The sequence below is a fragment of the Ruegeria sp. THAF57 genome, from assembly GCF_903914075.1.
Taxonomy (GTDB): Bacteria; Pseudomonadota; Alphaproteobacteria; order Rhodobacterales; family Rhodobacteraceae; genus Ruegeria.
Window position 1 is genome coordinate 59072 of the sequence record NZ_CAIWNQ010000002.1, and the last position, 21097, is coordinate 80168.

21 protein-coding genes are annotated in these 21097 nt (G+C 57.1%); 10 read left to right on the top strand and 11 right to left on the bottom strand.

Annotation, left to right across the window (positions count from 1 at the left end; translation table 11 throughout):
• Positions 1-6 precede the first annotated feature (6 nt).
• The 5 genes from RUESEDTHA_RS04285 to phhA all read right to left on the bottom strand — a co-directional run bounded on the left by RUESEDTHA_RS04285 (position 7) and on the right by phhA (position 5754).
• The gene (locus RUESEDTHA_RS04285; RefSeq protein ID WP_180884721.1) at positions 7-2295 is read right to left on the bottom strand and encodes a glycosyl hydrolase family 28-related protein; all 2289 of its coding nucleotides are present in this window, start codon (positions 2293-2295) and stop codon (positions 7-9) included.
• Between the two features lie 139 nt (positions 2296-2434).
• Complete coding sequence (locus RUESEDTHA_RS04290; protein ID WP_180884723.1) at positions 2435-2836, bottom strand: DUF4864 domain-containing protein; 402 nt, start codon at positions 2834-2836, stop codon at positions 2435-2437.
• Positions 2837-2884: 48 nt separating this feature from the next.
• Entirely contained in the window at positions 2885-4459 is a 1575-nt protein-coding gene (locus RUESEDTHA_RS04295) for a lysine--tRNA ligase (RefSeq protein ID WP_180884724.1), read from the bottom strand.
• Positions 4460-4593: 134 nt separating this feature from the next.
• Entirely contained in the window at positions 4594-4947 is a 354-nt protein-coding gene (locus RUESEDTHA_RS04300; RefSeq protein WP_180884726.1) for a 4a-hydroxytetrahydrobiopterin dehydratase, read from the bottom strand.
• Between the two features lie 6 nt (positions 4948-4953).
• On the bottom strand, positions 4954-5754 hold the full coding sequence (phhA, locus tag RUESEDTHA_RS04305) for a phenylalanine 4-monooxygenase (protein ID WP_180884728.1): 801 nt from the start codon (positions 5752-5754) through the stop codon (positions 4954-4956).
• A 108-nt stretch (positions 5755-5862) separates the two neighbouring features.
• On the opposite strand from phhA, the gene RUESEDTHA_RS04310 reads away from it, so the two are divergent.
• Positions 5863-6330: an Lrp/AsnC family transcriptional regulator gene (locus RUESEDTHA_RS04310; RefSeq protein WP_180884730.1), complete on the top strand. Its 468-nt coding sequence runs from the start codon at positions 5863-5865 to the stop codon at positions 6328-6330.
• An 81-nt stretch (positions 6331-6411) separates the two neighbouring features.
• Complete coding sequence (locus RUESEDTHA_RS04315; protein WP_170427104.1) at positions 6412-6834, top strand: tellurite resistance TerB family protein; 423 nt, start codon at positions 6412-6414, stop codon at positions 6832-6834.
• A 2-nt stretch (positions 6835-6836) separates the two neighbouring features.
• Here RUESEDTHA_RS04315 and dacB read toward each other — a convergent pair whose 3' ends face one another.
• From dacB to RUESEDTHA_RS04330, 3 genes are all read right to left on the bottom strand, one after another.
• Positions 6837-8315, bottom strand: a complete 1479-nt coding sequence (gene dacB, locus RUESEDTHA_RS04320; protein WP_180884732.1) for a D-alanyl-D-alanine carboxypeptidase/D-alanyl-D-alanine-endopeptidase — start codon at positions 8313-8315, stop codon at positions 6837-6839.
• A 67-nt stretch (positions 8316-8382) separates the two neighbouring features.
• Positions 8383-9003, bottom strand: a complete 621-nt coding sequence (locus tag RUESEDTHA_RS04325; protein ID WP_180884734.1) for a nicotinate-nucleotide adenylyltransferase — start codon at positions 9001-9003, stop codon at positions 8383-8385.
• Between the two features lie 32 nt (positions 9004-9035).
• Positions 9036-9506 carry an MOSC domain-containing protein gene (locus RUESEDTHA_RS04330; RefSeq protein WP_180884736.1) on the bottom strand — a complete coding sequence of 157 codons (471 nt, stop codon included), beginning with the start codon at positions 9504-9506 and terminating at the stop codon, positions 9036-9038.
• A gap of 138 nt (positions 9507-9644) precedes the next feature.
• Here RUESEDTHA_RS04330 and ettA point away from each other — a divergent pair, with 138 nt between their 5' ends.
• The 4 genes from ettA to RUESEDTHA_RS04350 all read left to right on the top strand — a co-directional run bounded on the left by ettA (position 9645) and on the right by RUESEDTHA_RS04350 (position 13598).
• On the top strand, positions 9645-11312 hold the full coding sequence (gene ettA, locus RUESEDTHA_RS04335; RefSeq protein ID WP_180884738.1) for an energy-dependent translational throttle protein EttA: 1668 nt from the start codon (positions 9645-9647) through the stop codon (positions 11310-11312).
• A 69-nt stretch (positions 11313-11381) separates the two neighbouring features.
• A complete protein-coding gene (locus RUESEDTHA_RS04340) occupies positions 11382-12377 on the top strand; it encodes a DUF4917 family protein (protein WP_180884740.1) in 996 nt (331 codons plus the stop codon).
• Positions 12378-12639: 262 nt separating this feature from the next.
• Positions 12640-12846, top strand: coding sequence for a cold-shock protein (locus RUESEDTHA_RS04345; protein WP_170378838.1), 207 nt, complete (start codon positions 12640-12642; stop codon positions 12844-12846).
• Positions 12847-13037: 191 nt separating this feature from the next.
• Positions 13038-13598, top strand: a complete 561-nt coding sequence (locus RUESEDTHA_RS04350) for a L,D-transpeptidase (RefSeq protein ID WP_180884742.1) — start codon at positions 13038-13040, stop codon at positions 13596-13598.
• Here the strand turns inward: RUESEDTHA_RS04350 and RUESEDTHA_RS04355 are convergent, their stop codons facing one another.
• Positions 13599-14219 (bottom strand): arylesterase, encoded by a 621-nt coding sequence (locus tag RUESEDTHA_RS04355; RefSeq protein ID WP_180885900.1) that lies wholly within the window; start codon positions 14217-14219, stop codon positions 13599-13601. It lies immediately after the preceding gene.
• 65 nt (positions 14220-14284) lie between these two features.
• Here RUESEDTHA_RS04355 and RUESEDTHA_RS04360 point away from each other — a divergent pair, with 65 nt between their 5' ends.
• Both RUESEDTHA_RS04360 and RUESEDTHA_RS04365 read left to right on the top strand, forming a co-directional pair.
• Positions 14285-14980 carry an ABC transporter ATP-binding protein gene (locus RUESEDTHA_RS04360; protein WP_180884744.1) on the top strand — a complete coding sequence of 232 codons (696 nt, stop codon included), beginning with the start codon at positions 14285-14287 and terminating at the stop codon, positions 14978-14980.
• Positions 14977-17505, top strand: a complete 2529-nt coding sequence (locus RUESEDTHA_RS04365; RefSeq protein WP_180884746.1) for an ABC transporter permease — start codon at positions 14977-14979, stop codon at positions 17503-17505. Before RUESEDTHA_RS04360 ends, RUESEDTHA_RS04365 begins: the two co-directional genes overlap by 4 nt.
• Before the next feature lie 2 nt (positions 17506-17507).
• On the opposite strand, the gene RUESEDTHA_RS04370 is transcribed toward RUESEDTHA_RS04365, so the two are convergent.
• On the bottom strand, positions 17508-17954 hold the full coding sequence (locus RUESEDTHA_RS04370) for an Rrf2 family transcriptional regulator (protein ID WP_180884748.1): 447 nt from the start codon (positions 17952-17954) through the stop codon (positions 17508-17510).
• Between the two features lie 95 nt (positions 17955-18049).
• Here RUESEDTHA_RS04370 and RUESEDTHA_RS04375 point away from each other — a divergent pair, with 95 nt between their 5' ends.
• Positions 18050-18619, top strand: a complete 570-nt coding sequence (locus tag RUESEDTHA_RS04375; RefSeq protein WP_180884750.1) for a gamma-glutamylcyclotransferase family protein — start codon at positions 18050-18052, stop codon at positions 18617-18619.
• A gap of 79 nt (positions 18620-18698) precedes the next feature.
• Here the strand turns inward: RUESEDTHA_RS04375 and gltX are convergent, their stop codons facing one another.
• Positions 18699-20024 carry a glutamate--tRNA ligase gene (gene gltX / locus RUESEDTHA_RS04380; RefSeq protein WP_180884752.1) on the bottom strand — a complete coding sequence of 442 codons (1326 nt, stop codon included), beginning with the start codon at positions 20022-20024 and terminating at the stop codon, positions 18699-18701.
• 138 nt (positions 20025-20162) lie between these two features.
• Here gltX and RUESEDTHA_RS04385 point away from each other — a divergent pair, with 138 nt between their 5' ends.
• Entirely contained in the window at positions 20163-21095 is a 933-nt protein-coding gene (locus tag RUESEDTHA_RS04385; protein ID WP_180884754.1) for an MBL fold metallo-hydrolase, read from the top strand.
• Positions 21096-21097 lie beyond the last annotated feature (2 nt).

A 21097-nucleotide genomic window follows, 5' to 3' on the forward strand; every position in this document is an offset into this window, starting at 1 on the left:
CGCAGTTCAGTACTCCATGCGCACTATCGCCGACACTTGGCCTTGGACACCTTGCGCCCATCGCAGTTGGATTTGGTCCCCGTTCGAGCCTTGCTCTAAGTTGACATACGGTGTTGTGTAGACCGTCGACCCGAACGTGTTCTTCAGTTGCCCAATAATTGTAACGGCATCGCATCCGCGTGCCCGGCCACCAAAAGGCAGACGCCCTTGGGTTCCAATCGTCCAGACCTGCGAGGTCGAACTTTTTGAGTATCGAAGCCGCAAGGGGTTTTCGACTTTTGCTGAAACCCCGTGGAACGTGTTGTCCTGAAACTTGACGTTAAGATGCGCCTTACGGTTCAGATCGGCAAAGGTCGTATCCACTTGTTCGGCCCGGTTGATACTGCCGTTGGTCGAGCGGAACTTGTTACCCGTCACCACGACACCGTTCAGAAAATGACCCGACCCATGGGGGCGAATAACGATCGGGCTGAACCACGGGGCGACTTGGCTGGAATAAAAGATATTGTCCGTGATGGTCATGGCGCTGAAAGAGAACCCGCCATTGTAGACCGGATTGGCGTCCCTTTCATTCGTCCATTGGACAAAGCAGTTGTCGACGTAATTCTCGGAAATTGTCGAGCTGTTATAAGTGCCGATCATCACAAGGCCAGCTGTGCGGACGCCCTGCGGAATACTGTCGCCCTGAAAGAAATGGTTTCCCAGAACAAGATTATTCGTCCCAGCAAGTACGGCAAAGTGCAGGAATCGGACCGCCCGATTGTGACGCAGTTTGATATCGTTTGCTGTCGTGTTCAACGCAATGGACTTGCGGTCCGAAACATTGAATGATTCCTCGGACGACAGGAATTGGCAATTGTCGATCAGCATGCCCTGACACCCTGTTCCGATAGACGTGATCCCACGGTCCTTTGGGCGGCTGACAAAGCAATTGGTGATGGCGAATGTGCTGCCAGACGGCGCAAGGCGAATTGCACTGCAACGACCGTTACATTGGAATTCGATCTCTTCCATTCCGAACTTGCGCAATGTGCTGAAGCCACTGAAATCGAGAAGGTATTTAAAGTCGACAAAGGTGAATGTCTGCGTGCCTGAGGCGTCATAAATCGGAGCGTTCAGCGTGATCTCGCCCGCGCCGACGTTTTTGGATCGCACGTAGATTTCGCGCCCGACACCGCTGCCTTGAACCAGCGCGCCCACCGGGATATTGGCCACATTGGCGACATTTCTCAGGCGTGTCGGATCCGAAGGATTGTAGGTCGCCACTGACGTGAAGGTATCTGTATCCCAGGCAGAGCTGTTTCTGACATCAAATTGGCCATTGCGGATCACCCGGCGCGTTGAAAACCCTGCTTGTTTGTTTGGAACCGCTGCCGCCATATCAATTGGCCCGGTGATCGCGACTTTTCTGCCGCCCAGATCAAGGGACTCATGGTCGGAATTGTTCAACAAGGCTTGAAACGCCTTTTTGAATGCAAGCTCTTCATCGCCAAACGCCGAGATGTAGGCGGGCAGATTGTAGTTCTTGGTCAGAAGCAACATTTTGTCGTCAGGCATGGCGACGGTGCCCTCGAATTCCACCTCTGATGACAGGGTCACACTCTGCGCCAAAAAGTACGTTCCTTCGGAGACAAAAACACGTCGCCCGCTTGCGGCCTGATCTGCCGCCTCGAAGGCGTCAGTATCATCAGCAACACCGTCACCTACGGCGCCAAAATCCCGCACATCGACTAGGCTGATCATGTCGCGCAGGAAAACACCCGTGACATCCTCGATCTCGATATCGTCGACCCGGATAACCGAACCGTTTGCGCCTTCGATATCCAGCCCGAAATGCCCATAGATCGCCTGAATTCCCCAAGGCATGTCCACACCGGCGCGCTGACCAGTGCCCACAATGGCCGTGACCTCGTGCACCGTGCCGTAGCCCGAAAGCTGCGTTGCCGAACCTTGTTCGATCACCCCGGTCACATGGGCATCCCCCGCGCCGCCTGCCCAGGCCGCGATGCGGACTTCGGGCAAAGGACCACTGATTGCTTTGACCCGCGCCTTGATCTGCAAGTAGCAGCCCGGCAGCAGCGGTGTTTGCCCCATATATCGCAGCTTTTGCGTCGGGCTTACCTTCAGGATTTCAAGACAGCCGCCAAAATCAGCGTCGGCGGGGACAAACGCGCCCGTGCCTGAACCGTCATATGTCGGCGATCCGGGCGTTCCGTCGCCGCTGGACCAAACATTGAGGCCATTTGCGAAAGCAGGCGGCATGAATACGATGCCGTCGGTGATTGCCTTGTTCATAGAAATCCCTTTCCCATTCGCGCTGCGGCAGATCACCGTGCGCATGAACCCAGTGCCCGAGGGCTAAGCCCAAGCGCGAAATCCTGAGTATCGAAAAGGAATTAATCGCCCATCACGCCACCGTAACGGAGGTGTTGCATCAGGCGGACGGGTCGGAATTTCCAAGCAATTGGACGCCGTTGATCTTCCATCCGCTTTCAAGCTGGATCATTTGATAGTCAAGGATATGGGCGCGCCCGTCCCCATCCACGATCATCACCTTCTGCCACAGTGCCCCGGCAACTTCGCGCAACTCCAGAAACCTTACTTCAGACGGTCGCCAGACCATCGGATAGCCGTTTCGCACCATCGCCCCGAAATTCTCAGGCGTCCGAAAAATGTTCTGGATATTCGGGCTGGCGAAGGTAAAGGCGGTGACGAAATCATCCGCTTTGAACGCCTGTATCTGGGCTGCGATGTTGGCCTCAATCTCGGCGTCCTGAGCGGCACCGCTCGTGACCAGCCCGGCACTGAAGGCTACGGCAAGAATAATACGGCGCATGGGGCCACCTCCTGATCCAAGAGTAGCCCCATGAGGTATCAGGTCAAATCAGACCAGTTCTCCGGCCAGCGCCTTGTCGATCAAGGCAATCGTTTCGGGCACGCCATACAGCGCGATAAATCCACCAAAACGCGGCCCCTGAGAGGCCCCCAAGAGGACTTCGTACAGGGCGGTAAACCATCCCCGCAGCGGGTCGAACCGATCCCGCCCGATGGCATAGACCACGGATTGCAACGCCTCATCTTCGATCGGACCGTCATAGTCTGCAAGCGCGGCTTTAAGCGCTTCCAACGCCTCGCGCTCTTGATCTGTAGGTGCACGATGTTGGCGGGTTGGCTTGACGAAATCGTTGAAATAGCGAACCGCAAAACTTGCCGCCTGATCAAGGTCAGGATGCGTTTCGGCCGTGGCTTCTGGCGCGTAGCGACGGATAAAGCCCCACAACGCCTCTTTGTCCTCGGCACCGGACACAGACGCAAGGTTCAACAACATCGCAAACGGCACCATCAGGGTCGATTCAGGAACGTCGCCGCCGTGAATATGCCAAACGGGGTTGTTCAACTGTGCCTTCAATTCTTGCCCCGGATAGGCTCGCAACTGCTGGTGATACTCATCCACCGCTTTGGGAATGACATCAAAATACAGACGCTTGGCCGTCTTGGGCTTTTGGTACATGAAATACGAAAGGCTTTCGGGCGCGGCGTAGGTCAGCCACTCCTCCATCGACAAGCCGTTGCCTTTCGATTTCGAGATCTTTTGCCCCTGCTCATCATTGAACAACTCATAGCTCAGCGACTCGGGCGGCTGTTTACCCAGCGCCCGGCAGATTTTCGACGACTGCGTGACCGAGTCGATCAGGTCCTTGCCCGACATCTCATAGTCCACGCCCAGCGCGGCCCACCGCATGGCCCAGTCCGGCTTCCACTGCATCTTGACGTTGCCGCCGGTGACCGGGATTTCAACCTTCTCGCCATCGGGTTCCTGATAGACGATCGTCCCCTTGGCCACGTTTCGCTCGAGCGTGGGAACCTGCAGAACGTGGCCGGTTTTCGGACTGATCGGCAGGAAGCAGGAATAGGTCTCGCGCCGCTCTGCCCCTAGGGTCGGCAGCATGATTTCCTGAATTTTCTCGAACCGGTCCAAGGCCGTCAACAGCATCTCATCAAACTTGCCGCTGGTATAGTAATCGGTGGCCGAGGCGAATTCATACTGGAACCCGAAGCTATCCAGAAAGTCACACAGCATCGCGTTATTGTGCTGCGCAAAACCTTCATGCGTCCCAAAGGGATCGCGCACTTTGGTCAGCGGCAGGTGCAGGTCTTCTTTCAACTCTTCCTGCATCGGTACGTTGGTCGGCACTTTGCGGAAACCATCCATATCGTCCGAAAAACAAATCAGCTTGGTGGGAATATCGCTGATCTGCTCAAACGCGTGACGCACCATCGAAGTCCGGGCAACCTCGCCAAATGTTCCGATATGCGGCAGGCCCGACGGTCCATACCCTGTCTGAAACAGCACATACCCCTTTTCCGGAGCGCCCTTCTGATAGCGTTTGAGCACCCGGCGCGCCTCTTCAAAAGGCCAGGCCTTGGACGGCATCGCGGTTTCACGCAGTTCAGACATTATTCGACAAGCTCCATCGGGGAAAATAGCGCCGGTCACCGCATGCAACCGACCGGCCCCTCCTATTGTGCCGGTGCAGCATGAGTCAATAAAGGCTGGGGTTTTTCCTGACGGGAAAGCCTGGAAACGCGGGATCAGGCGGTCAATTGATCCAGTTTCGCCGCCCAAATGAAATCATTCTCGCTGAGCCCGCCAATTTCGTGCGTCGTCAATTTGATATCCACATAACCCCAGCCAAACGCGATATCGGGATGGTGGCCCTGTTGATCCGCAAGCCACGCACAAAGATTGGCCAAATACGTTGCCTTGGCAAACCCCTTGAACGCATAGTGGCGGCTCAGCGTTTTTGCGTCCGCGTCCAGTTTCCAATCAGAGGCAAGCTCGGCCATATGTGTATTGGCCTCATCAGCCGTCAAAGGTGGAATTCCTCCGGAACAGGGCACGCAGGTCCGGTCTGATAGGCTGCAGGTCTCTCCAGATAGGGTCATTTTCATTCACTCCGCTGCAGTTACTTTTTCCGGAAACTTGTTCGGCAGCAGCCCAAGGGCCTGCGCTTGCCGTACATCGGCCAACAGGTCTCGGTCGGCGGCCTCAAACAGGTCTTCGGGCGAGTTTAGCACGAAATAGCCCATTTGATGCATATCGATCCGATAAGGAGTACGTAGGATCGTAAGAACGTCGAACGGATCCCGGTCAGGTATGTCGCTTTCCACGGCGTAAACTAACTCTGTCGGCGACGAGGCGAGACCCGACCCAAGCGCCTTGATCTGGCCGTTCTGACGGCGCAAACCAAATTCGATCGAGAACCAGTAAAGACGGATCAACCACGAATAGTCCTTTGCACCGGCCTTAACACCGGCCTTCCCGATGGCCTGGCTAAAGGCGGCGAAGCGCGGATCACTCAGCAAAGGAGTATGGCCAAAGATCTCATGAAAAATGTCGGGCTCTTCGATGTAATCAAAGTCCTCGCGCGAGCGGATAAAGGATGCGGCTGGGAAAACGCGGTCGGCCAACATACTAAAAAAGGTTTTGAACCCGATCAGGGCAGGCACCGGCTGCACCCGCCATCCGGTAAGGTCCAAAAGCCGCTCTGAAATAGCAGCGCAAGAAGGTACGGACGTTTTCGGCACATCCAGACGAGCCAACCCGTCCAGGTAATCCTGCGCCATATAGCGCTGAACATTTTCCTCTTGAGCTGCGTAGAGATCCGCCCAAACGACGTCCTCTTCCGGCGTATAGGCAATATGTCCGCGCGCATCGGCGACTTTGGCGACGTATTTGGTCGACTTCGACATTACGTATCCTCCTCGAGAAAATTTTAGCTAAGCCGACAAGGGAATTTGGTTTGAATCGACCCAATAATTCCGGTATTTTGGTAAATACATGTCGAAAAACCGAAAAATATGACACAAAGTCTTCAAACCGCTGATATCGCCATTCTGCAAGAGCTTCAGGCCGATGGTCGCTTGTCCATGCAGGAGCTTTCTGATCGAACAGGATTATCCGCGTCACAATGCTGGCGGCGCGTGCGCGATCTTGAGGCCGCCGGCCTTATCGCAGGCTATGCGGCTCAGATACGCGCCAAGTCCGTTGGCCTGAACGCAATCGCCTATGTCCATGTAGCCCTGCGCGAACATCAGGAAGACAGCATCAACGCCTTCCTGCGCCTGATCGAAACCGAACCGCAAATTGTCGAGTGCGCCTCAATCACCGGGGATCACGACTTTATCCTCAAAGTCTATGCCAAAACCCCCGAAGAGCTTGAGCATTTCATCATGCAACGCCTTCTAAAATCCGGTTTGGTTCGCGACACGCGCAGCAATTTTGTGCTGCGCCAGACAAAAACACGCGGGCCTTTGCCCATTCTCTGACAACGGCAAAGCAAATTCCGTTGAACCTGCCTGCCAGCCCTCCTATCGTGCGGATGCAGAAAGCCTAATCAGGACGACACCATGACCGATCAAGTACCTCATCCTATGTCCCCCCAAGATTGCCTTGTCGCGATCATGGTTGCGATCTCTGCCTCTGACGAAACCATCCGCACTGCAGAACTGGTCAAAATCGAAGGTGCGGTGAATATGCTGCCGGTCTTTGCTGAATACGACATCGACCGGACGCGCCGTGTTTCGCAAATCGTATTTGACCTGTTCGAACAAGAAGACGGGCTGGATGCGCTTTTCGGTCTGATCCGAGACAACTTGCCCGAACGTCTGCACGAAACGGCCTATGCTCTGGCTTGCGATGTAGCCGCGGCTGATGGATCTCTTGCGGAAACCGAGCTGCGCCTGTTGGAAGAAATCCGGTACGAATTGAACATCGACAGGCTGCACGCCGCCGCAATCGAACGGGGCGCACGGGCGCGACACACTACCTGATTTCAACTGCCGTTCAGGGTTCCCCAACGCTCGATCAAGGCGCGCTGTAATCTGCGAGAACGACTGTTCCAACTGCGCGCGCCCTGCGGACGCTCGCGCTGGGCCCGTGGGATCGTGGCCCGATGATCAACATCAGCCGTGAAGATGGCGAACGCCAGCTCGGACCCATCCGGCGTCGTGATGAACCCGCCCAATCCGGACACAAAATTCAACGTCCCGGTTTTGGCGTCTACCTTGATTGGGTGGTCCTTGACTGGACGCCCCTGGCTGTCCGCCAAAGTGAACTTTTTCAACAAGGGCCGAAGGGCACCGGTTTTCTGTGCCTCGATCAGCGCCTTGACCAAATCTTCGGGAGCGACACGGGACGCATCACCAAGGCCCGAGTGATCAACCATTGCAATCCCGTTTACGCCATATGTCTCGGCAGCCCAGCGGTTCATCTCTGCGGCTGAGTCCGGTAAGGTCTGAAGGTCTGCGCCCCGTGCTTTCGACGCTGTCATTCCAACCAATTCAGCGGTCAAGTTGGTCGAATACTTCAACATCCCACGAAGAATACTGTCGAGCGGATCACTTAGATGAACAACCAGGTCCGTACCCTGAGGCATCTCGCGCGTGACCTGAACGCGGTCCAGTACGATCCCATTAGACCGGGCCAGTGTTCGGAAGACATCACCCGCGTAAAGCGCGGGCTTGCGAACAGGTAACCAACGCGCACCCCCATTGCCCAGTGCGGCCTTAGCGACAGTCCAACGATCCTGCCGCGCGCTTGGCTCATAGGTATAGATCGGAGTCTTGCGTCCCTCGACCCGCATAGTCGCCATATCGACGACTGGATTATACCGCGCGCTTCGTGCGTCCATCGCAATGTCATAGTCCGTCCCCTCGCGCTTCCACTCAAAATGTACCCGGTTGAAGTTAAGGGATATTCCACTGATGGCGGGGCTATAACCCAAGTGATCCGGCTGACCGGGGTCAATGCTGAACACGTAGGGCAAGGCTCCGTCATACACCTTGAACGCGCCGCGCACTTCGATGACACCCGCCTCACGCAGATTGGCCGCCATCGTCGCCAGCGCATCGGTGTCCAGCAGCGGATCACCCCCGCCAACAAGAACCAAATCGCCTTTCAGCACACCATTTTCTATCGGACCGTCCGCGACCAGTTTTGTTTCGAACCGATAGTCGGGCCCCAGAACATCCAATGCATAAAGGGCCGTCAACGCTTTGCCCACGCTGGCCGGGGGCAAGCCTAGATTGCCGCCAACCGCTTCCAGCTCGGTCCCGGTTTCCACATCGGCAACGGCAAAGGCAACTTCACCTTTCAGACCGGCTGCTTTGATCAGGCGCTCAGCCCCGTTGGGTTGCGCACCGCGAAGCTGCGGCCTCAGTGATACCTCCGGCGGATTACCGAAGGCCGCAACGGGGACAAAGGCGGCGCCAAGCCCTCCTAGAAATTTACGACGTGAAAAACGATCAGCCATGGGTCAATTAAAATCCCAGAGATCACAGGCGCACAACCAGTCATGGATCATTATGCGCCCTCTGGGGCTATTCGGGCAACACCTCATTCGCCCAAACACCCCGCGTCCGCAGATCGGTTGAACTGACATCGACCATCGGCACGTTCACGAAACACCACGCCGGGGCCTCAGCCCGCCCAAGCAAGTGCCGCGCCTGCCCATCGATCCTATACTTGGAATAAATCCGCGCCGCAGGCGACATCCGAGCCGATATCCGGTCACCCGGACGCGCAACCACACCAACCGGCACATTGTCGATGATCAACCGCCAGTCTTTCCACCGATGGAACTGAGCCAGATTATCAGCCCCCATCAACCATACGAACCGGACCCCAGGATAAAGCTTCTGCAATTCCATCAGGGTATCTGATGTCGCCCGCGTACCGGTAAGGGCCTCGATACCCGTAACCGCAACGCGAGGGTGCTGCATAACTTCACCCGCAGCCGCAAGCCGACGCTCCAACGGTGCGGGCCCTTGATCTTTCAACGGGTTTCCAGGCGTCACCAGCCACCAGACCTGATCCAGACCAAAGGCTTTCATCGCTTCAAGCGTCACATGCACGTGCCCCTGATGTGGTGGATCAAATGACCCCCCAAACAGCCCAACGACCTGCCCGGGCCGCGCAAATGGAATATCGTGTCGAAACATCCCTTGCTGTTGTTCAGAACTGTAGCGGCTTGTCAATCAACAGGTTTCACGGCGTCCCCCAGCTTGACCCGCCCGGGCCGGAGCACGTCGGCACACCAACCGCCATGTCCACGCACGGCAGAGTATCCGCCCTTGCCCAGCGCCTCTTCCATCCGGCTGCACGGCGCGCAGATCAATGTGAAGCGCAAAACTGCCTCGCCCACCTGCACCTCACGCCCCTTGAGCGCGGCCAGATTGATCCCCGAAACCACAAGATTGCGCCGCAGTATTTTCGGCGTAACCGGCCCGCGCCCCAAATACGAGCCAATCGCGGCCAGATGTTCCTGCTGGATCAGCGTGACCGCCCGCTTGCCCGCGCGACTGCGATCACCTGAAAGCCCTTCGTCAGAAATAAAGACTTCATTCTTCTGAATCATTTCTGAACGGCGATCCGGGCGCAATCCGATCCATTCGATCCGGCCGGGAATTGCCCAACCCGCAATTAATTCCGCCAATTCGCTCAATGCACAGCCCTCGGTCGCTCCTGGTCATCTACCCGGCGACACTTCCAAATGAAATTCACAAAGTCACCAGCTTGCCCCGCCCGCCTTGCTTGGATATCTAGCGGTCTAACCTGATTTCCCCGACCCAGAGGACGCGACATGGCCGCCTATCAATATGTCTACCACATGCAGGGTGTCTCCAAGACCTATCCCGGTGGCAAGAAGTGCTTTGAAAACATCCACCTCAGCTTTCTGCCCGGCGTAAAAATCGGTGTCGTCGGCGTCAACGGCGCGGGTAAATCGACGCTGATGAAGATCATGGCCGGCCTCGACACCGACTTCACCGGTGAGGCATGGGCCGCCGAGGGTGCCAAGGTCGGCTATCTGCCACAGGAACCGCAGCTGGATGAATCACTGACCGTCCGTGAAAACGTCATGCTGGGCGTGGCCGCGAAGAAGGCCAAGGTCGATCGCTTCAACGAAATCGCCATGGAGATCGCCGAGAACTACTCGGACGAGCTGATGGAGGAAATGACCACCCTGCAGGATGCGATCGACGCGGAAAACCTCTGGGACCTCGACAGCCAGATCGACGTCTCGATGGAGGCGCTGCGCTGCCCGCCGGACGATGCCAACATCGCCAACCTCTCAGGCGGTGAGAAACGCCGCGTGGCGCTGTGCAAACTGTTGCTCGAAGCGCCCGACATGTTGCTGCTCGACGAACCGACCAACCACCTGGACGCCGAGACCATTGCCTGGCTGCAACAGCACCTGATCGACTACAAGGGCACCATCCTGATCGTCACCCACGACCGTTACTTTCTGGATGACATCACCGGCTGGATTCTGGAACTCGACCGCGGCCGCGGCATTCCCTACGAAGGCAACTACTCTGCATGGCTGGAACAAAAGGCCAAACGGCTGGAGCAGGAAGCCCGCGAGGACAAATCCAAGCAGAAGACCCTGCAGCGCGAACTGGAATGGATGCGTCAGGGCCAGAAGGCCCGTCAGGCCAAATCCAAGGCTCGGATCAACGCCTATAACGAGCTGGCCGAGCAGTCCGAACGCGAAAAGCTGACCCGCGCCCAGATCGTCATCCCCAACGGCCAGCGCCTTGGCGGCAAGGTGATTGAGGTCGAGGGCCTGTCCAAACATATGGGCGATAAACAACTGATCGAGGGGCTGGACTTCGCCCTGCCCCCCGGCGGTATCGTCGGCGTCATCGGCCCCAACGGTGCCGGTAAATCGACCCTGTTCAAGATGCTCACCGGTCAGGAACAGCCCGATGCGGGCACCATCACGCTGGGCGACACGGTCGAGCTGTCTTATGTCGACCAGTCCCGCGACGACCTTGCCGATAACGACACCGTGTGGGAGGCGATCACCGGCGGCGCCGAGATCATCCAACTGGGCGACGCGCAGGTCAATTCCCGCGCCTATTGCTCGTCCTTCAACTTCAAGGGCGGCGACCAGCAGAAAAAGGTCTCGCTGCTGTCAGGCGGTGAGCGCAACCGCGTCCACATGGCCCGCCTGCTGAAAGAGGGCGGCAACGTCCTGCTGCTCGACGAACCGACCAACGATCTGGACGTCGAAACCCTGCGCGCACTGGAAGACGCGCTGGTCGATTTCGCCGGTTGCGCCGTTGTGATTTCGCACGACCGCTTCTTCCTCGACCGGATTTGCACGCATATTCTGGCCTTCGAGGGCGATGCCCATGTGGAATGGTTCGAGGGCAACTTCGAGGATTACGAAGAGGACAAAAAGCGCCGTCTGGGACCTGACGCGCTGGAGCCCAAGCGCTTGAAGCATAAGAAGTTTGCGCGGTGATCGTTATTCGCTTGATACTACTTTAACGGGAGATATTGTGCTCCGACATATCATGTTTGGAGCACAATAATGACAAAGAAGTTGGTCATATTTGGAAATGGCCTTGGAAGATCATTTGACAATGAGTTTTATCAGTTAGAAAGAGCGCTCAAAGCCTCATGGGACGAAAAAGGCGTACTTGATGAAGAGCAAAAGAAACTCATCTGTAACTGCCTCGAAGATGACATTATTGAAGACGAGCTAAAAGCTCCGACATCAGAAGAACAATTGAAGAATCTCCAAAAGATTCTGGATGCTTGCGACATGATCAAAACCTTTGAAGCGAGGGATGGAGCTCCAGATCTCGGGTGGCTAAGCGAGCACGGCAAACGTTTTCCAATCGCAATTCGCAAGTACTTTCATCACGCCGCAAGTCAGTTCCACAACCCGAACAAGCGGCTACCGGAGCAATTCGCTAGTCAACTTCGAAAATTCGTGCGTTCAGACCGGCCGCACATTGCGACACTCAACTACGACGACCTCCTCTATGAATGCTTCACAGATACGGATGTGTTTCAAGAACACATGCTGAGAGACGGGTTCTTTGGTGAATTTAACATTGAAAGGCACCGCCAATTTCATGACACAAATAAAGAAGGTTGGTTCTTACACCTACACGGCTCGCCGCTTTTCGTTAATCGCAACGGATCACCGCGAAAAATCTTGCGCTCCCAACTTTTTAACTACCTTGGGAACAATAGCGTGCACTTAGTTCTCACTAACGCAAAGTCCAAACCAGCCGTAATTTCCAACTCGCAAATCTTGTCGGAGTACTGGAGCGAATTGGCCAAAATTCTTGAAAAACCGTCTGACGTTACTTTGTTTGGCTACGGGGGTGACGACCTACACCTCAACAAGCTTCTGGCAGAGGCTAACGATGACACAACAATCAGAATTGTTTGTCGAGAAGGGAGCAAAACAAAAGACCAAGCGGAAAAGTTTTGGCGTGGCAGGCTATCCCCCAAATCTGAAAACAAAATCGCTGTGACACAGGTTTCAAAGCTCAACGAATTTGACGGTTGGTAGCTGTCAGCAGAGATTTAGCCGCCGCAACAGTTGCCCTGTATAGAAAATTAACAGAAGTCCGCTGGGTTTCATTTGGTAGCATCGATGCAAGGACACCACCATTCCACCCTTGCCACACGCCCACCTCGATGCCATATCCAAAGGGCTTACGTTTTTCTATTTCGACCTACTGTCTCCTTCTACGGCGCTCAGTCACTCGATCCAGACCGACGACGCCAGGCTGCCGCAACCACGTGGGCAGCACTAAACAGGAGACACGGATATGCCTGCAGGCACCGTTAAATGGTTCAACACCACCAAAGGCTACGGCTTTATCGCACCCGAAGATGGCGGCAAAGACATCTTTGTGCACATCTCGGCCGTCGAACGCTCGGGCCTGACCGGCCTGGCCGACAACCAGAAAGTCACGTACGAGCTGCGCTCGGGTCGTGACGGCCGCGAAAGCGCTGACAATATCGAACTGGCGTAAGCCGTTCCAAGGGCAGGGATAATCCCCTGCCCTTTTTCTTTTTCGACTTGTTTTTTGACCGGCGGCACCACGACGAAACTGTGTCCGCAGGAATACATCACTTTTCGGTTACTCTGTCCCGGTGATTGACCGGATCGGATATCATTCAACATTATCGTTATGATTTCCGTGTTAATTTGAAGAGAACCACTATGTTCACACGTCGCACATTCGTTACCACAGCCGCAGCCACCTGCTTGATCCCCGGAATGGCCACGGCGAAGAATAAAGCCGTCGAATACGATCCCACGCCGCAATATGTGCGGATCAAGAAAGAATTTCTGCCGGGCCAGTTGTTGGTGGTTCCGCGCTCTTTCTACCTCTACTACGTGACCGAACCACGCAAGGCCATTCGCTATGGCTGCGGTGTCGGCAAGGCCGGGCTGGAATTCACCGGAACCGCTACAATCGACGTCAAGAAAGAATGGCCCACCTGGCGGCCAACCGAAGAGATGATTGAACGGGAACCAAGGACATATGCCCGCTTTAAGGACAACGACTATGTCCAACCGGGTGGGGGCGATAATCCATTGGGTGCACGCGCCCTTTATCTGTTCCAGAACGGAGTCGACACCTATTTCCGAATTCACGGAACGACGCAGCCGCAGACGATCGGAACAGCGGCCTCGAACGGGTGCATCAGAATGCTGAACGCGCACGTCATCGACCTGTATGAGCGCGTTCCAGTCGGAACCGTTGTTACGGTGGTCTGATCAGTCGTTGATCTGGTTCACCAGATCCAGAACACTTGGGCCGATCGCCTCAACAATCAGGGAAACACCCTTGGCGTTTGGATGGATGCCGTCGGGCTGGAGGTAAGCGCGGGCGGCATTCGGATCGCCCTCTGCCACCAATCCCGCGAAAAAATCCGGAGCGTATCCGGTCTGAAACTGTGCGGCCAGATCAGGGTAAATTGCGTCAAATTCTGACTTATAGGCGGCGCCGTAATTCCCCGGCGCTTGCATGCCGACCAGCAGGACCTCGACCATTGCGGCGTCCGTGGCCTGCAAGATCGCTTCGAGGTTAGAGCGTGACACGGCCGGGTCGATCCCCCGCAACAGGTCATTCCCGCCCAATGCGACGATCATTCCGTCCACGTCGGGCGTCAGGGTCCAATCGACACGCGACGCCCCACCCGCAGTGGTATCTCCGGACACTCCGGCGTTAATCAGCCGCACGTCGGCCCCTTTGTCCCGAAGCCAGCTTGAAAGCTGCGGAACAAATCCATCCTGTTCGGGCAACCCATAGCCTTGGGTCAGCGAGTCACCCAAAGCCGCGATAACAACGGTTTCGGCTGTGACCGCAAAGCCGCAGCACGCAAACGCGCCCGACATCAAGGCCTTGCGCAAAATCCCAACCGCTCCATATCCCAATTGACCGCCTCCGCTTGGATTGACCTATGACATCACCTGTTCTCTCGCTTCAAAATGCCGCTTTGTCGCTGGATGGCAATGCCGGTCAGGTGGATATTCTGCACGACATCAGTTTATCGGTAAACAAGGGGGAAACGCTGGGTCTGGTTGGACCGTCAGGATCGGGCAAGTCGTCATTGCTGATGCTGATGGGCGGATTGGAGCAGGCGACTAGCGGCAGGATTACCGCGCTGGATCACGATCTGACCGACATGGACGAAGACGCACTGGCCCGTTTCAGGCGCAGCGCGATGGGCGTTGTTTTCCAGAACTTCCACCTCATACCCTCGATGACGGCCTTAGAGAACGTCGCCACGCCATTGGAACTGGCCGGGTATCGCGATGCTTTCTCGCGGGCAGAAACGGAACTAGAGGCCGTCGGGCTGGCGCATCGCTGGGATCACTACCCCGCGCAGCTATCAGGCGGTGAGCAACAGCGCGTGGCCCTAGCGCGCGCCGTCGCACCGCGCCCTCAGATATTGCTGGCCGACGAACCCACCGGGAATCTGGACGAAGCAAACGGTACTGCGATTGTTGACTTGCTGTTCGACCTACGGGATCGACATGGTGCCACCCTCATACTGGTCACGCACAGCCACAGCCTAGCCCAAAAATGTGACCGGGTGATCCGGCTGCGCGACGGGCGCATAACCGAAGACACGCGGCAAGAGGCTGCGGAATGAGCCTGCGCCTTGCCGCGCGTTTGGCGCGTCGCGAACTGCGCGGAGGGCTGCGGGGATTTCAGGTATTCCTCGCTTGTCTGGCGTTAGGGGCCGCGGCAATCGCAGCAGTCGGATCCGTTCGCCACGCCATCCAGACCGGACTGTCCAAAGAAGGCGCGGCCCTTTTGGGTGGCGATGCCCAGTTGGAGTTCACCTACCGCTTCGCCAATAACGAAGAACGCGCCTGGATGCAGCAAACGGCAAGAGCCCTGTCCGAAGTCGTAGATTTTCGCTCAATGGCCGTTGTCCAGTTGAACGGCGAAACGCAACGCGCCCTGACACAGGTGAAATCTATCGATGACGCCTATCCCCTTTTGGGGTCGCCCGTGTTGGAGCCCGAAATGCCGCTCTCTGTCGCGTTGGACGGACAGGGGTCGCTGCCCGGCGCGGTCATGGATCGAATTCTGATCGACAGGTTGGGTCTGTCGATAGGCGACCGGGTTACGCTTGGGAATCAAGACTTTATATTGATGGCAGCCCTGCTGCATGAGCCGGACGGGGCCGCAGATGGGTTTGGGTTGGGGCCGCGAACGATGGTCCGAACAAGGGACCTGCACTCGTCTGGCCTACTGGCACCGGGGACGCTGTTTTCAACGAAATACCGGTTGGAGCTGCCGCAAGACGCTGATCTCGGAACGCTATCGGCAAGTGCGCAGACGTTCTTTGACGGAACTGGCATGCGCTGGACCGACGCACGAAACGGAGCACCGGGAATTTCCGAATTCGTCGCACGTCTAAGCGCCTTTCTGGTTTTGGTTGGGTTGTCCGGTCTGGCAGTCGGCGGCATCGGTGTTTCCGCCGCAGTGCGCGCTTATCTCGCCCAGAAGACCGAAACAATCGCAACTCTGCGGACATTGGGCGCAGATAAAGCAACCATCTTTCAAACCTATATGATCCAGATCGGTATCCTATCCGGCATTGGCATCGTTATGGGTCTGATATTGGGCGGGGTTGCACCTCTGGTCTTGGCACCTTTGATCGAAGCCCGCCTGCCTGTGCCCGCTGTGTTTTCACTCTACCCGCAGCCCTTGGCAGAGGCCGCGCTCTACGGGCTTTTGACTGCCTTATTATTCACACTTTGGCCACTGGCCCGAACAGAAGAAGTCCGCGCCGCAACCTTGTTTCGCGATGCCCTGACCTCGGCAAGGGTTCTGCCTCGCCCCGTGTATGTGATTGCGACTGGCATTGGTCTGGTGCTGCTGATTTCAGCCGCAGCGTGGTTCAGCGGGTCTGCGCGCCTGACACTGTGGACCAGCGGAGGGTTGATTGCCGCGCTACTTCTTTTGTCGCTTTCTGCGCTGGGTATCCGCAGGCTTTCACGCCTCGCGGCAAAACCGGCCCGTGGTCGCCCCGCCCTACGCTGGGCGTTGGCGGCGATTTCCAACCCCCGCGAAGGCGCAGCTTCGGTCGTGCTATCCTTGGGGTTGGGACTTTCTGTATTGGCGGCAGTCGGACAAATCGACGGGACATTGCGCAATGCAATCTCAGGAAACCTGCCGGATGTGGCACCATCCTACTTTTTCGTCGACATTCAGAAAGACCAAATGCCCGGCTTTTCTGACCGATTGTCAAAAGATTCAGCCGTCATCCGCGTAGAGAGCGCACCGATGCTGCGGGGCATCATCACCCAGATCAACGGACGCCCGGCGCGGGACACCGCTGGCGATCATTGGGTTCTGGATGGCGATCGTGGCGTGACGTATTCGGCGCTGCCCCCAAAAAACACACGGATTACCGCAGGCCAATGGTGGCCAGAAGGTTACTCGGGCGGCCCCCAAGTCAGCTTTGCAGCCGAAGAAGCCGAGGAAATGGGCCTAAAGCTCGGTGATGAATTGACGGTCAACATTCTGGGGCGTGATATTACGGCCAAAGTGACCTCACTGCGTGAGGTAGATTTCTCGACCGCGGGAATAGGTTTCATCATGTCCATGAACCCGTCAGCCCTTGCCGGTGCACCGCATAGTTTCATCGCCACCGTCTATGCCGAAGAACAGGCCGAAGCCGCCATTCTGCGCGATCTGGCAGGTCAATTTCCAAATATCACCGCGATCCGCGTGCGCGATGCGATCGACCGAGTGTCGGGCCTTTTGGCAGGTCTGGCGGCGGCAACGTCTTACGGGGCTGGTGTTTCGCTACTGACAGGCTTTCTGGTGTTGATCGGGGCCGCCGCCGCGGGTGAACCCGCCCGCAGGTATGAGGCCGCAATCCTAAAGACACTGGGCGCCGACAGACGCCGCATATTGCTGAGCTTTGCCCTGCGCGCAGTACTTCTGGGGGCTGCGGCAGGCTCCGTCGCATTGCTGGCCGGTGTTCTGGGCGGATGGGCCGTGGCGACATTCATCTTTGACGCAGATTTCACCGTCATTTGGCCTTCGGCCATCGGCATCGTTCTGGCCGGTATTTTCGTGACACTGGGCGCGGGCCTTGTCTTTGCCCTGCGCCCCCTTGCGGTGCGCCCGGCCCGCATACTGCGGGCCAGCGATTGAACTTACCTTACACAGGCCACCGGTTGCAGAATTTTCAACAACTGGTCGTTGTCACACACCAGCGCGTCCAAAGTGATCTCATCCAGCGAGGCATAAAATACTTCGGCCGCATCCTGCAGTGCCAGTCGCAACCGGCAGGCATCTGTCAACGGACAGGTATTATCGGCATCCGCAAAACACTCTGCCAGCGGCAGGTTGCCTTCCACGTGGCGGAAAACCGACCCGATACGGATCTGATCGGCCGGACGCGCAAGCGCCAAACCACCGTTCCGCCCGCGTTGCGTGCTGAGATAATTCAGTTGACTCAGTTGATTGATCACCTGCGCCAGATGGTTTTCCGAGATATTGCAAGCTTCGGCGATCTCGGACTTGGTCACCAACCTGTCTTGATGCGCCGCACAATACATCAACAGGCGCACTGCTATGTTCGTCCTTTTGGTGATGCGCATAATGGCCTCCCAAATTTCAAGATGGGATCTTATTGCATGTCTGACAAAAAGGCGGTTTGACATACATCAATTGCCCCAGCAGAACACAGGAAGACATGGCAGATCCCTATTTCTTTGGCTACGGCAGCCTCGTGAACCTCGCCACCCACGACTTTCCCGATCCCCGCCCCGCCCGGCTAAAGGGGTGGCGACGCGCATGGAAACACACAGACCTGCGCCCTGTCGCTTTTCTGACTGCGGTTCCGGACGCGAACTCTGAAATCGAAGGCATGATCGCCCATGTTCCCAAAAACGATTGGGCCGCGTTGGATGAACGGGAATGGGCTTATGATCGCGTGCCCGCGACGCATTCCATCTCGCATCCCCTGACCCACGATGTTGAGATCGCCGTATATGCTGTTCCGCACGAACGGCACAGCGAGCCGACGGACCAACACCCGCTATTGCTCAGCTATATTGACGTCGTCGTTCAGGGGTATCTGCGCGCCTTTGGCGAAGAAGGGGCCGAGCGTTTCTTTACCACCACCGAAGGGTGGGACGCGCCGATCCTGAACGATCGGGCCGAACCACGTTACCCGCGCCACCAACAGCTCAAACCTGACGAAACGCGCTTTGTCGACGACCGCCTGCAGCATCTCTCTGCAACCATCGTCAACGCCCAATAAAAAAGGCCGAGGTCAAACCCCGGCCCTTCTTCTGTTATAAAATATTTCCGTCGGAGACACACGCCACAAGGCGCGTTCATCACCCCCGCGCGCGGATCACTTGCAGCAATGGCAACAAGGCGGCCATCTCGGGACCCCGTTCCATACCCGTCAGCGCCTTGCGCAAGGGCATGAACAAACCCTTGCCTTTACGGCCTGTGGCCTCTTTCACATCTTTGGTCCAGGTACCCCAGGTTTCCCCATCGAACGGACCTTCGGGCAGCAGCGCAATGGCCTCGGCGATGAATTCACGGTCCTCGTCGGCGATCAAGGGCTCGGCCCCATCGCGGCACAGCTCCCACCAGCCTTTCAGGTCGGCCAGCGTGGTGATGTTCTCGCGTGCCATGGCCCAGAAGGGTTCAGCCACTTCCGTCGGAACACCAGCGTCCGCCACAGCGTCGGCAACATCCGCCAGCGGCAAAGACTGTAGGTGCTTTGCGGTCAGAGGGAACAGGTCCTGCACGTCGAACTTGGTCGGCGCCGCACCGAAGCGGGTAATATCAAACCCGTCAATCAGCTCGGCCATTTCCGAGCGCAATTCAACCGGATCGGACGAACCCAGACGCGCCATCAGGCTCAACAGAGCCATCGGCTGCACACCCTGTTCGCGCAGATCGCGCAACGCCAGCGTGCCCAGACGTTTCGACAGCGCCTCACCCTGCGGGCCGGTCAACAGCGAATGGTGCGCAAAGCGCGGGCATGTGCCGCCCAGTGCCTCAATGATCTGAATCTGCGTCGCGGTGTTGGTCACGTGGTCCGAGCCACGCACCACGTCCGTCACACCCATCTCGGTGTCATCAACAACCGACGCAATTGTGTAAAGAACCTGCCCGTCGCCGCGGATCAGCACCGGGTCAGAAACCGATGCCGCATCAATCGAGATGTCGCCCAGAATGCCGTCATTCCACTCGATCCGCTCGTGATCCAGCTTGAAGCGCCAGACGCCGTTGCCACGCTCGGCGCGCAGGGCCTCTTTTTCAGCATCGCTAAGGTTCAACGCCGCGCGGTCATAGACCGGAGGCTTGCCCATATTCAGTTGTTTCTTGCGCTTCAGATCCAGCTCGGTCGGGGTCTCAAACGCCTCATAGAACCGGCCCATCTCGCGCAGTTTGTCGGCAGCCTCGGCATAGCGGTCCAGTCTGTCAGACTGACGTTCGACCCTGTCCCAATGCAGTCCCAGCCACTCCAGATCCTGTTTGATCGCGTCGACGTATTCTTCCTTCGACCGCTCGGGGTCGGTGTCGTCGATACGCAGGATGAATGTACCGCCTGCTTTGCGGGCGATCAGATAGTTCATCAGGGCGGTGCGCAGGTTGCCCACATGGATGTAACCGGTGGGCGACGGGGCGAAACGGGTGGTTGTCATAGGTGTCTCCTGTTGGCGCGGCTCTTGTCACAGGATGGGCGTTTTGTCCAGCCACAGCCCCGTTCACGGTAACTTCAAGTGGCAAGTTGATATCGACGACCTATCTTTCACCTGCTGGGATACACAGGGAGATCAAAAATGACCGTTAAACTGACCCGCCGGGCCGCTTTGGGCGCTGCGGCGGCATTGCCGTTTGCATCAGTAGCCACACCGCTTCTGGCTGCAGGAGCTGAAACCAAGGCCAACTCGACCATCGCCAAATCCTTTCAACTGGGTGATTTTACCGTCACGACCCTATTGGATGGCAGTCTGCCCCGTGATGGCGCAAAAGATATCTTCGGCGGTGGTGCCTCGGATGAGGATTTCGCCAAGGTCTCGGCCGACAATTTCATCTCGCCAGACGTGGCACAGTTCTTCTTCACCCCGACGCTGGTCAATACAGGGTCCGAGCTGGTTCTGTTCGACACAGGGCTGGGCCAAGGCGGCATTCAGGCCGCGCTGGCGGATGCAGGTGTCTCTGCAGATCAGATCGACGTCGTCGTGATCACCCATATGCACCCTGACCATATCGGCGGCATGACCACAAATGACGCACCCACCTTTGCAAATGCGCGCTTCGTGACTGCATCGCCGGAATATGATTTCTGGGCCGCGCAAGACGCCGGGAACCGCGTTGGCGATCTGGTGGCCGCCAAAGTCACCCCGCAGGCCGAGAAAATGTCGTTCCTTGAGGACGGCGGCGAGGTCACCTCGGGCATTACAGCCGTGGCTGCATATGGTCATACACCGGGCCACACGGTCTATCATCTGGAAAGCAACGGCCAGCGTCTGGTGCTGACCGCTGATCTGGCCAACCACTATGTCTGGTCTTTCGCGCATCCGGAATGGGAGGTCCGTTTTGACATGGACAAGGCCGCAGCGACGCAGTCACGGCGCAACGTGTTGGGAATGTTGGCCGCAGATAAAGTACCGATGATCGGGTATCACATGCCCTTCCCGTCAGCAGGGTTTGTCGAAACCCGCGGCGACGGATTCCGCTTTGTCCCGGTCAGCTATCAGATGATGGGCTAAAC